Raw genomic sequence first — 12,316 nt, 5'->3', positions numbered from 1 at the left:
TTCATATAAAAAAACACACGTCCGATTACATGCATCGTAATCCATGACGTGTGTTTTTTGAGCTTTATTCCACCGTTACAGACTTCGCTAAGTTGCGTGGTTTGTCGACATCGCAACCGCGATGTAGTGCCGCATAGTAAGCAATGAGCTGCAATGGCACGACAGACGCAAGCGGTGTGAGCATCGGATGAACGGCTGGAATGACGAAACGGTCGTCCTCCATGTCTAATCCTTTCATGGAAATGATACACGGATTTGCACCGCGCGCGACAACTTCTTTGACGTTTCCGCGAATGCTTAAGTTCACATGTTCTTGTGTCGCTAGGGCAATGACTGGTGTGCCGTTTTCAATTAAAGCGATCGTACCGTGCTTCAATTCCCCGCCCGCAAAACCTTCTGCCTGAATATAAGAAATTTCTTTCAGCTTTAGCGCGCCTTCTAATACAACATAATAGTCGACCGCGCGACCGATAAAGAAGCAGTTGCGTGTTGTCGCTAAATATTCGCGTGCGATGTTTTCCATTTCATGTTTTGCATCACAAAGTGTTTCCATCGCATTCGCTACAATGCCAAGTTCTTTTGTTACGTCAACATTCAACTCGATGCCTTTTGCTTTTGCAGCCACCGCAGCCAGCATCGCAAGCACTGCAATTTGTGCTGTATATGCCTTCGTTGATGCAACAGCAATTTCTGGTCCAGCATGAAGAAGAAGCGTATAATCTGCTTCACGCGATAATGTTGAACCCGGTACGTTCGTAATCGTTAACGATTTATGACCAAGCTCTTTCGTGCGTACAAGCACCGCACGGCTGTCCGCTGTTTCTCCGCTTTGTGAAATATAAATAAAGAGCGGTTTTTCCGATAAAAGCGGCATATTGTATGAAAATTCGCTTGCAATGTGCACTTCAACAGGGATTTTCGCCCAGTTTTCAATCAATTGTTTGCCGACTAAACCAGCATGATAGCTCGTGCCGCATGCGACGATATATAAACGATCCGCTTCTTTGACTGCTTGAATGATGTCTTCATCCATCGTTAGTTCGCCTTGTTCGTTGCGGTATTTTTCAATCAAACGGCGAATGACAAGCGGTTGTTCGTCAATTTCTTTCAACATGTAGTAAGGATACGTTCCTTTTTCAATGTCGCTTGCATCTAATTCCGCTACATACGGTGCACGCTCTACCACTTCACCATTTAACTTTTTAATTGTCACATGTTCTTTTGTCACAATGACGATTTCTTTATCCATTAACTCGACGTATCGGTTTGTTACTTGTAACATCGCGAGCGCATCGCTTGCGACGACGTTAAATCCTTCACCTAATCCAGCCAAAAGCGGGCTTTTGTTTTTCGCCGCGTAAATGATGCCATCATTTTCTGCATCAATTAAAGCGATCGCATACGAGCCTTTCAATAACGAAAGCGTCTTACGGAACGCTTCTTCCACCGACAATCCGTCATTTACAAACGTTTCGATTAACTGAACAATAACTTCTGTATCTGTGTCACTTTTAAACGTCACATGTGCTAAATAATCGCGTTTTAACAATTCGTAGTTTTCGATCACGCCGTTATGCACAAGCGTGAAGCGGCCAGATGCACTTTGATGTGGATGAGCATTCACGCGGTTTGGCACGCCATGTGTTGCCCAACGTGTATGGCCAATGCCAAGCGGTGCATCTACATCTTCTGCAACGGCGGCACGCAAATCGGCAATCCGTCCTTTTTCCTTAAATACATGTATACCTTTTTCATTTAATAACGCAATCCCTGCAGAGTCATAGCCACGGTATTCTAATTTTTCTAATCCGTACAATAAAATTTCTTTTGATGGTTGTTCACCAATATAACCAACGATTCCGCACATAAAAAATCCTCCCTAATGTTAGGGGCAAGAAGGGGCTCTTGCCCCTTAAATAATTGACTTGCTTGCGATGAACGCTCTTTCCTTTGTGCAAAGAGTCGCCTCTTTGTTTTAAGAAAGAACTTGCGGCTGTCATCGCATCAGCCGGGAGGCATCCGCCGAACACTCGATAAACCTCCTCCTCGTCAACTAAGCTTTTTTCCCGTCCAAGCTTAGTCCAGGCGCTTTTATACGATCGTTTCCGTCTATCCTCCTTTCATGTAAGATGTCAAACAACAATAGTTTACAACAACAAAGAGGCAACCGTCAATGTGTATCGCTTACCCCTGTATAAACAAAATATGCATAAATGGAATAAACCGTTCCATTTATGCATATTGTCTACCGAAACCATTATTGTGCGCCAAAACGCTCACGAATGACCGCTACAATGCGTTCTACGTATTGATCACAAAGCTCATTTGTCGGCGCTTCTGCCATCACGCGAACGAGCGGCTCCGTCCCTGATGGGCGAACGAGAATGCGACCGTTTCCAGCCATTTCTTCTTCTACCTCACGAATGACGCGTTGTACTTCTTCATTTGCGATTGCTTCCTGTTTATCTGTTACTTTTACATTTACTAATTTTTGTGGGTATTTTTTCATTTCCCCAGCTAGCTCAGAAAGCGGCTTTTTCGTTACTTTCATAATGTTGACCAACTGCAGCGCCGTCAACAATCCATCTCCTGTCGTATTGTAATCAAGGAAAATAATATGCCCCGATTGTTCTCCACCTAAATTGTAGCCGTTCTTTTTCATCTCTTCGACGACATAACGGTCGCCAACGGCTGTTTGTACGCTTTTGATCCCTTGCGCTTCAAGCGCTTTATAAAAACCGAGGTTGCTCATGACGGTTGAGACGACCGTTTGATGTTTTAAACGGCCTTGTTCATTGAGATATTTCGCGCAAATGTACATAATTTGGTCACCGTCGACAATTTGACCGTTTTCATCCACCGCAATTAATCGGTCACCATCGCCATCAAACGCTAATCCTACATCTGCTCCTTTTTCTTTCACAAACGCAGCCAACGCCTCTGGATGCGTCGAACCGACACCGTCGTTAATGTTTAATCCGTTCGGTGATGCACCCATCGTCGATACATCGGCATCTAAATCAGCAAATAAATGCGTCGCCAACGACGATGTCGCACCGTGGGCGCAATCAAGGGCAACGTGAATTCCTGAGAAATCTTCGTCCACTGTCTGTTTTAAGTATTGTAAATACTTTTGTCCACCTTCAAAATAGTCATTTACTTGTCCTAAATCTTTTCCTGTTGGACGAGGTAATGTATCTTCTTCGCTATCAAGAAGCGCTTCAATTTCCTGTTCTTGTTCGTCGGACAGTTTAAAACCATCCGGTCCGAAAAATTTAATGCCGTTGTCTTGGACAGGATTATGCGAGGCGGAGATCATCACTCCCGCCTGCGCCCCTAGCACTTTCGTTAAATATGCTACACCCGGCGTTGAAATGACACCTAGACGCATCACTTCCGCCCCGATGGAGAGCAATCCAGCAACAAGCGCTCCTTCGAGCATATGACCAGAAATGCGTGTGTCGCGACCGATTAATACTTTCGGACGTTCTTTATCTTTCGTTAATACATATCCACCAAAACGACCAATTTTAAAAGCTAATTCTGGCGTTAATTCGCTATTGGCAATCCCTCGAACACCGTCTGTTCCGAAATACTTACCCATGCTATCGCTCCTTCTATTATTACTCGTTTCTTGTAATGCGAATCGTTGCTTCTTTTTGTGGTAGTCTCCAGCGAACGTTTTGAGGTCCGTTTACTTCAATAGGTACGTCATGTTCTCCAATACCTAATTCACTAACGTTTAAGTATACCTCAATATCTTTTAGTTGAATAGCGTTCAATACACGTTGGGCCCCTAAAGCCGTTAGTGCAACATTTCGATCAGCAGGATCGATAAATTCTGCCTTGTACGCATCGTTTAGTCCGATGATTTCAATTGGAACTTGATCAAATGTTCTTTCTTTTTCCTGTTCAATTTCAATTAAAATTGTCACTTTCGCCGGATCTACCATTTTAGCTCCTTTTGGAACAGGCACATCAACTTGTAAAGTGGTATCACTTGTAATATCGCTTAAGTCGACTTCAATACCACTAATAAACTCGATCTCATCGATCTTTGCTTTTGGTCCAAAAATCGTTACTTCACTCGGAATTACTTCCATTTTGACAATGCTTAATCCTTCGCGTAACGTTCCTTTTCGTTCAATTTTTAAAGGAACGGTTTTACTTGGACTTTTTATTGGCACGGTAATGTCGACAATGGATGGTTCCACATCGAGCGGTAACACATTTCCTTCTTTATCATATACCGTCACTTTCGACTCCCTCTCAATTGTTTCTTCAACTCCTTTTAAGTCTACACGTGCCTTTACTAATGCCACTTTATCAATTAATGTTTTTGCTCCGGTCACTTTCACAACATTTGGCTTCACAATTGGCTGTTCTGGTGAATAACCATCTGCAATTTGTGATTTATTAATAAAGTCAACTTCTACAGGAAAGTCTTTTGACACTCGTTCATCAATCGTTACAGTAATTGTCGCTGGATCAATAGTGACACGCAACTTTTCCGAAATATTTCGGTATTTCAAAGGAACAGTATGTTTGCCAATTGACAACTTAGATAAATCGACATACACTTCAAAATCTCGCTGCAGCTTCGTTGGCGTAACAATGCTTTTTGGCCCCTCAAGCATGACATTCACAGATTGGGGAACCCCTGAAACAACAAGGTTTTCTTGATCGTAATACACGACGACTGGAACGTCCGTCACCGTTTCAACATCCGATTGACCAACCGTATTTCGTGACGTACTATTCGATTGTGTTTCAATATTGACTGAAACGTAAATCATAAGCGCTAACAACAAAGAAAAAATACGTATAAACCATGGGCTATTCATCCATTTATCCACTTTTTTTCGCCCTCCACTGCCAACGAGATGAGGAAGTTGTCTTCGGTTGGATGAGCTCTTTCGTCAGCAACTCTCTCAATACATCTAATTTTAAATCGCGGTAAAGCTCCCCATTTTTCGTAACAGAAATCGCTCCTGTTTCTTCAGATACGACAACAGTAATACTATCCGTCACTTCACTAATACCTAATGCCGCGCGATGTCGCGTGCCAAGCTCTTTAGAAATAAACGGGCTTTCAGACAGTGGCAAATAACAAGATGCCGCAGCGATTTGATTTCTTTGAACAATAACAGCTCCATCGTGAAGTGGCGTATTTGGAATAAAAATGTTAATGAGCAATTCTGATGAAACATGTGCGTGTAATGGGATGCCGGTTTCAATGTAATCGCCCATTCCTGTTTCTCGTTCAATAGAAATTAACGCCCCGATTCGTCGTTTTGCCATGTACTCTGTCGCTTTCACAATCGCTTCGATGATGTGCGTTTGCTCTTCCTCTTCAGGCGTCGTGCTCCGAGAAAACAGTTTTCCCCTCCCTAGCTGTTCAAGTGCTCGACGTAACTCAGGCTGGAAAATAATGATGATAGCTAAAAAACCCCATGTAATCGCCTGATCCATCAACCATTGCAATGTGCTTAATCCAATAAAGCTACTTACAATGCGAACAAGGATAATGACAATAATCCCTTTTAGCAGTTGCACCGCTTTCGTACCGCGTACAACCATAATAAGCTTATAAATGACAAACCAAACGACAAGAATGTCTACAAACTTAATGAGGTAATTCACAAATGTTGGGAGCTCTCCAAATGGCATTCTTACACTTCCTTCACTCATTCTAATTGCTCTCACATGTAAAAAAGCCATCAATATGGATGGCTATTTCGTTAATGTTTTGGCGATATTGTAACCGACTCTTTTTACATTATACCAAATCCAATCAAATACTTCATTAACTTCTTCAATTTGTCCGGTTACTTCACCAGCAGAAGCTAAATATTTATGACCGTTAATAACAGTAACGTTGCCACGCACTTCTCCTTCAATTTGAATATCACCATTTCGGACAACAATATCACCTTCCACGACTTTTCCTTTCGGCACAATGATAGTATGATTTTGAACAATTAAATGTTCTTGCTTAGAAAACGAAAATTCATTGTCTTCTTGCCAAACGGCCCACAAGCCACTTGTGCTTAATAGGAGAAATAGTGATGCAGCCGTTAAAAACGGATGATGAGTAAACCACCGTTTCCAACGTACACGTCGTTTTTCACGAGGTAAGTTGTACATCACTTTTTTGATAAAATCGTCTGAAGGGGTGAAGTGAGAAACGTTTTCGACAAACGCCACTGTTTTTTCCAATGCATAAAAATGTTCGCGACATGCTTCACATTGTTGAATATGGCTACGCAATTGTCGTTCTTCCTCTTTTGGAATATCCCCATCTAAGTAGTCATGCATCCATTGAACAATTTGTTTAGAGCATGGCATCTGTCTCACTCCTTTTATCATAAATGGCCTAAATGTTTACGCAATGCTTCACGACCACGATGAATGCGCGTTTTTACTGTGCCAATCGGTAAGTTTAAAATGTCACTAATTTCTTGTAACGATAGCTCGTCAATATATTTTAAAACGATGACTGTGCGATATTTTTCCGGCAATTTTAAAATCGCTTCTTGAACCATTTTCTGTAACTCTAAGCTTTCTAAAGCATCTTCCGGAGAAGTTCCCTTATCTGCAAGCTGAGAGTACATCGTTAGCCCATCTGTTCCTGACACTTCCGCATCTAAATAAACATCAGGACTTTTTTTACGCATGCGATCGATCGATAAATTCGTTGCAATGCGATACAACCAAGAAGAAAATTTCATGGTTGGATCGTACGTATGGATGTTGACATACGCCCGAATAAACGCTTCTTGTGCCGCATCCTCTGCCTCATGACGATTTCCTAACATGCGATAGCATAGTTGATAAATTTTATCTTTGTACATTTCGACAATATCAGCAAAAGCACTTTGATCTCCTTTTTTAACTGCTTTAATGCGTTGCCTAATAAACATGTCCATGTAATATTTACCTCCACATGGGGGCTACTATTTTATACGAATAACATAAAGCAAAGTTCCACAAATCGCAACGAATATATTCATATTTTTAAAAAAAATGAAGAGGTGGCATCACGCCACCTCTCATACAAGCTTCTCACCGAACAGCGATCCCATTAAAGCGACAGCAGTTGCAGCTGTTTTATTGCGCTCATCTAAAATCGGATTCACTTCAACAAATTCAGCTGAAGTGATGATTTGCGCTTCAGCTAACATCTCCATCGCTAAATGACTTTCACGGTAAGAGAGCCCACCGATCACCGGCGTTCCAACTCCAGGTGCATCATGTGGGTCAAGCCCATCTAAGTCAAGAGACAAATGTACACCGTCTGTTCGTTCTTTTAAATACGCAATCGTCTCTTCCATTACTTTTGTCATACCGAGACGATCAACCTCATGCATTGTATATATTTTGATTCCTTTTTCTTTAATTAATTGTTTTTCGCCTTCATCAAGTGCACGAGCACCGATGATCACAATATTTTCTGGTTTCACTTTTGGACTATATCCACCAATCATCGTTAAAGCTGGATGACCAAGTCCTAAACTTGCAGCAAGCGACATACCGTGAATATTTCCCGAGGGAGACGTTTCCTCCGTGTTTAAATCTCCGTGCGCATCGTACCAAATGACGCCTAAACTTTTATAATGTCTAGCCACTCCTGCAAGTGTCCCAATCGCAATGCTGTGATCCCCACCAAGCACTAGTGGGAAACGACCTTTGGCTACAACTTCATCCACCGTAGCGGCTAGTTTTTCATTCGCCTCAGCAACCGCTTTCAAGTTTCGTAATTTTGGATTTGTCACATCTTGAACGCGCTCCGCACGACCAATTTGAATATCACCTAAATCCTCAATATCATGATTTAAGTTTTCTAAACGCTCTACTACGCCAGCGTAGCGAATGGCACTTGGCCCCATATCAACACCACGGCGTGTTTGTCCTAAGTCCATTGGCACTCCAATAATCGAAATGTCCATCTCGATCTCCTCCCCTTGTTGTATCTGATGTTTATTGTACATGAGGAGAAACAGTTGGCTCAACTCGACAACTTTTTGAATATTTATTCTATGAATAACAACAAAAAACCTTAGGCATCATCTTGCCTAAGGTTTCAACGATATGGAGCCTATCGGGATCGAACCGATGACCTCCTGCGTGCAAAGCAGGCGCTCTCCCAGCTGAGCTAAGGCCCCATGGAGCGGAAGACGGGACTCGAACCCGCGACCCCCACCTTGGCAAGGTGGTGTTCTACCACTGAACTACTTCCGCAAAAAGTGAGCCATGGAGGACTCGAACCTCCGACCCTCTGATTAAAAGTCAGATGCTCTACCTACTGAGCTAATGGCTCATCATATACATGGCTGGGCTAGCTGGATTCGAACCAGCGCATCACGGAGTCAAAGTCCGTTGCCTTACCGCTTGGCTATAGCCCATTGATGTAACTTCATGAATTAACACCGCAAGATTATTTTGAGAATTTCTGAAGGAAATTCGCGAAATAATCCGACATTGATATGACAAAAATGTACATAGTCATTATGTGAAAACAAATGGTGGAGGGGGACGGATTCGAACCGCCGAACCCAAAGGGAGCGGATTTACAGTCCGCCGCGTTTAGCCACTTCGCTACCCCTCCGCGGATGGTGCCGGCTGCAGGACTTGAACCCGCAACCTACTGATTACAAGTCAGTTGCTCTACCAATTGAGCTAAGCCGGCAGTTATTTTCTCTGGACTACATTATATTACCCAATTCCCTACACATTTATCAAAAGATATGGTGGAGGATGACGGGATCGAACCGCCGACCCCTTGCTTGTAAGGCAAGTGCTCTCCCAGCTGAGCTAATCCTCCATAAAAGAGATGACCCGTACGGGATTCGAACCCGTGTTACCGCCGTGAAAGGGCGGTGTCTTAACCACTTGACCAACGGGCCAACATACGACACACAAGCTTCCAACCGGGCTTGAACCGGTGACCTCTTCCTTACCATGGAAGTGCTCTACCAACTGAGCTATGGAAGCACTGGCTCCGCAGGTAGGATTCGAACCTACGACCGCTCGGTTAACAGCCGAGTGCTCTACCACTGAGCTACTGCGGAATGATGCGTTAAAGTTAATCATTTGTGCTTCATCAACATGTTGCATAACTTTACTGCCTCTTCCTCTACTCGCACACTCCACGATGATGGATGCGTCGAGGCAACTCGAAGCCTAATCAATGAAGCATCGCTCGTCACTGAGCTACTGCGGAATAACTTATCTTTTGCCCGGCAACGTCCTACTCTCGCAGGCGGTGTCCCGCCAACTACCATCGGCGCTGGAGAGCTTAACTTCCGTGTTCGGGATGGGAACGGGTGTGACCTCTCCGCCATCGTCACCGAGCAATAATGCTTTAGACAAATGTTATTATAACGGAATATTTTTTGTTGTCAAGCATTTTTTATTCCTTCAAAACTAGATAACAGAACAGTCGCCTTCGCTTTTCTTACTGTCTAGCTTCGAACTAACATCCTCCTACGCCTTCGCTTTTTCCGTTCGACGTGCAAGCACGTCTTCGTCAAAAGCTCTCGGCTCCGTCGGACGTTTCCTTGGCTTCGCCAAGGACCGTTCTACGCTTTTCTTGATGTCTAGCTGCGGCTCCTAGCCCCTCGAACCGCTTCAGTCCTGCTGTGGCGGCAACAGCCTCCTCGCAGGCCTTTCGCGTTCTTCGTGGCTGGACAGTCGCCTTCGCTTTTCTTGTGTGCTTAGTTAAGTCCTCGATCGATTAGTATCCGTCAGCTGCACGTGTCGCCACGCTTCCACCTCGGACCTATCTACCTTGTCATCTTCAAGGGATCTTACTCGCTTGACGCGATGGGAAATCTCATCTTGAGGGGGGCTTCACGCTTAGATGCTTTCAGCGCTTATCCCTTCCGCACATAGCTACCCAGCTGTGCCCCTGGCGGGACAACTGGTACACCAGCGGTGCGTCCATCCCGGTCCTCTCGTACTAAGGACAGCTCCTCTCAAATTTCCTACGCCCGCGACGGATAGGGACCGAACTGTCTCACGACGTTCTGAACCCAGCTCGCGTACCGCTTTAATGGGCGAACAGCCCAACCCTTGGGACCGACTACAGCCCCAGGATGCGATGAGCCGACATCGAGGTGCCAAACCTCCCCGTCGATGTGGACTCTTGGGGGAGATAAGCCTGTTATCCCCGGGGTAGCTTTTATCCGTTGAGCGATGGCCCTTCCATTCGGAACCACCGGATCACTAAGCCCGACTTTCGTCCCTGCTCGACTTGTAGGTCTCGCAGTCAAGCTCCCTTCTGCCTTTACACTCTTCGAATGATTTCCAACCATTCTGAGGGAACCTTTGGGCGCCTCCGTTACGCTTTGGGAGGCGACCGCCCCAGTCAAACTGCCCACCTGACACTGTCTCCCACCCCGATCAGGGGTGCGGGTTAGAATCTCAGTACGACAAGGGTGGTATCCCAACGGCGACTCCACCTAGACTGGCGTCCAGGCTTCTCAGTCTCCCACCTATGCTGTACATGTCGCACCAACATTCAATATCAGGCTGCAGTAAAGCTCCACGGGGTCTTTCCGTCCTGTCGCGGGTAACCTGCATCTTCACAGGTACTATGATTTCACCGGGTCTCTCGTTGAGACAGTGCCCAAGTCGTTACACCTTTCGTGCGGGTCGGAACTTACCCGACAAGGAATTTCGCTACCTTAGGACCGTTATAGTTACGGCCGCCGTTTACTGGGGCTTCGGTTCGCACCTTCGCTTGCGCTAAGCGCTCCCCTTAACCTTCCAGCACCGGGCAGGTGTCAGCCCCTATACTTCGCCTTACGGCTTCGCAGAGACCTGTGTTTTTGATAAACAGTCGCTTGGGCCTTTTCACTGCGGCTCCCCTGGGCTATTCACCCGAGGGAGCACCCCTTCTCCCGAAGTTACGGGGTCATTTTGCCGAGTTCCTTAACGAGAGTTCTCCCGCGCACCTTAGGATTCTCTCCTCGCCTACCTGTGTCGGTTTGCGGTACGGGCACCTCTCACCTCGCTAGAGGCTTTTCTTGGCAGTGTGGAATCAGGCACTTCGGTACTTTATTTCCCTCGCCATCACAGCTCAGCCTACTCAAGCGGATTTGCCTACTTGAGGCGCCTAACTGCTTGGACGCGCACAACCAGTCGCGCGCTGACCCTATCCTCCTGCGTCCCCCCATTGCTCAAACGGTGAGGAGGTGGTACAGGAATATCAACCTGTTGTCCATCGCCTACGCCTTTCGGCCTCGGCTTAGGTCCCGACTAACCCTGAGCGGACGAGCCTTCCTCAGGAAACCTTAGGCTTTCGGTGCAGAGGATTCTCACCTCTGTTTTCGCTACTCACACCGGCATTCTCACTTCTAAGCGCTCCACTAGTCCTTCCGGTCTAGCTTCGACGCCCTTAGAACGCTCCCCTACCGACGACGTAAGTCGTCCCACAGCTTCGGTGGTACGTTTAGCCCCGGTACATTTTCGGCGCAGAGTCACTCGACCAGTGAGCTATTACGCACTCTTTAAATGGTGGCTGCTTCTAAGCCAACATCCTGGTTGTCTAAGCAACTCCACATCCTTTTCCACTTAACGTACACTTTGGGACCTTAGCTGGTGATCTGGGCTGTTTCCCTCTTGACCACGGATCTTATCACTCGTAGTCTGACTCCCGAGCATAAGTCATTGGCATTCGGAGTTTGACTGAGTTCGGTAACCCGATGAGGGCCCCTAGCCCAATCAGTGCTCTACCTCCAAGACTCTCAACTCGAGGCTAGCCCTAAAGCTATTTCGGGGAGAACCAGCTATCTCCAAGTTCGATTGGCATTTCACCCCTACCCACACCTCATCCCCGCACTTTTCAACGTGCGTGGGTTCGGGCCTCCAGTAGGTATTACCCTACCTTCACCCTGGACATGGGTAGATCACCTGGTTTCGGGTCTACGACCTCGTACTATACGCCCTATTCAGACTCGCTTTCGCTGCGGCTCCGTCTTTTCGACTTAACCTCGCACGAGATCGTAACTCGCCGGTTCATTCTACAAAAGGCACGCCATCACCCATAAACGGGCTCTGACTACTTGTAGGCACACGGTTTCAGGTTCTCTTTCACTCCCCTCCCGGGGTGCTTTTCACCTTTCCCTCACGGTACTGGTTCACTATCGGTCACTAGGGAGTATTTAGCCTTGGGAGATGGTCCTCCCTGCTTCCGACGGGATTCCTCGTGTCCCGCCGTACTCAGGATCCACTCAGGAGGGAACGAAGTTTCGACTACAGGGCTGTTACCTCCTCTGGCGGGCCTTTCCAGACCGCTTCGTCTACTCCGTTC

At 46.0% G+C, this 12,316-nt stretch carries 7 protein-coding genes, 10 tRNA genes and 2 rRNA genes (1 of these 19 running past the window's edge); all 19 read right to left on the bottom strand.

Annotation, left to right across the window (positions count from 1 at the left end):
• Window positions 1–64: 64 nt before the first annotated feature.
• Window positions 65–1,867 carry a glutamine--fructose-6-phosphate transaminase (isomerizing) gene (glmS, locus tag NSQ23_RS00960; protein WP_339172313.1) on the bottom strand — a complete coding sequence of 601 codons (1,803 nt, stop codon included), beginning with the start codon at window positions 1,865–1,867 and terminating at the stop codon, window positions 65–67.
• A gap of 390 nt (window positions 1,868–2,257) precedes the next feature.
• Entirely contained in the window at window positions 2,258–3,604 is a 1,347-nt protein-coding gene (gene glmM / locus NSQ23_RS00955) for a phosphoglucosamine mutase (RefSeq protein WP_339172310.1), read from the bottom strand.
• Window positions 3,605–3,623: 19 nt separating this feature from the next.
• The gene (locus tag NSQ23_RS00950; RefSeq protein ID WP_339172307.1) at window positions 3,624–4,856 is read right to left on the bottom strand and encodes a YbbR-like domain-containing protein; all 1,233 of its coding nucleotides are present in this window, start codon (window positions 4,854–4,856) and stop codon (window positions 3,624–3,626) included.
• Window positions 4,849–5,670, bottom strand: a complete 822-nt coding sequence (gene cdaA, locus NSQ23_RS00945) for a diadenylate cyclase CdaA (protein ID WP_077429739.1) — start codon at window positions 5,668–5,670, stop codon at window positions 4,849–4,851. The genes NSQ23_RS00950 and cdaA overlap by 8 nt, the downstream gene beginning before the upstream one ends.
• 63 nt (window positions 5,671–5,733) lie before the next feature.
• Window positions 5,734–6,348: an anti-sigma factor gene (locus NSQ23_RS00940; RefSeq protein WP_077429738.1), complete on the bottom strand. Its 615-nt coding sequence runs from the start codon at window positions 6,346–6,348 to the stop codon at window positions 5,734–5,736.
• A 17-nt stretch (window positions 6,349–6,365) separates the two neighbouring features.
• Complete coding sequence (gene sigW, locus NSQ23_RS00935) at window positions 6,366–6,929, bottom strand: RNA polymerase sigma factor SigW (RefSeq protein WP_339172303.1); 564 nt, start codon at window positions 6,927–6,929, stop codon at window positions 6,366–6,368.
• A 123-nt stretch (window positions 6,930–7,052) separates the two neighbouring features.
• Window positions 7,053–7,949: an arginase gene (rocF, locus tag NSQ23_RS00930; protein ID WP_004888717.1), complete on the bottom strand. Its 897-nt coding sequence runs from the start codon at window positions 7,947–7,949 to the stop codon at window positions 7,053–7,055.
• 143 nt (window positions 7,950–8,092) lie between these two features.
• Window positions 8,093–8,165: transfer RNA gene (locus tag NSQ23_RS00925), tRNA-Ala, on the bottom strand.
• Between the two features lies 1 nt (window position 8,166).
• Window positions 8,167–8,241, bottom strand: a tRNA-Gly gene (locus NSQ23_RS00920).
• A gap of 6 nt (window positions 8,242–8,247) precedes the next feature.
• Window positions 8,248–8,320: transfer RNA gene (locus NSQ23_RS00915), tRNA-Lys, on the bottom strand.
• 10 nt (window positions 8,321–8,330) lie between these two features.
• A tRNA-Gln gene (locus NSQ23_RS00910) sits at window positions 8,331–8,405 on the bottom strand.
• Between the two features lie 118 nt (window positions 8,406–8,523).
• A tRNA-Tyr gene (locus NSQ23_RS00905) sits at window positions 8,524–8,608 on the bottom strand.
• Between the two features lie 5 nt (window positions 8,609–8,613).
• Window positions 8,614–8,689 (bottom strand) — tRNA-Thr (locus NSQ23_RS00900).
• 59 nt (window positions 8,690–8,748) lie between these two features.
• Window positions 8,749–8,824 (bottom strand) — tRNA-Val (locus NSQ23_RS00895).
• A gap of 10 nt (window positions 8,825–8,834) precedes the next feature.
• Window positions 8,835–8,906, bottom strand: a tRNA-Glu gene (locus NSQ23_RS00890).
• 15 nt (window positions 8,907–8,921) lie between these two features.
• Window positions 8,922–8,994: transfer RNA gene (locus NSQ23_RS00885), tRNA-Thr, on the bottom strand.
• A 2-nt stretch (window positions 8,995–8,996) separates the two neighbouring features.
• A tRNA-Asn gene (locus tag NSQ23_RS00880) sits at window positions 8,997–9,071 on the bottom strand.
• Window positions 9,072–9,237: 166 nt separating this feature from the next.
• Window positions 9,238–9,354, bottom strand: a 5S ribosomal RNA gene (gene rrf, locus NSQ23_RS00875).
• Window positions 9,355–9,716: 362 nt separating this feature from the next.
• Window positions 9,717–12,316 (bottom strand): 23S ribosomal RNA (locus NSQ23_RS00870) (it continues 326 nt past the right edge of the window).

Source organism: Anoxybacillus sp. FSL W8-1294 (assembly GCF_037965005.1).
GTDB classification, from domain to species: domain Bacteria; phylum Bacillota; class Bacilli; order Bacillales; family Anoxybacillaceae; genus Anoxybacillus; species Anoxybacillus flavithermus_G.
This window is presented reverse-complemented; position numbering and strand designations above follow the sequence as displayed.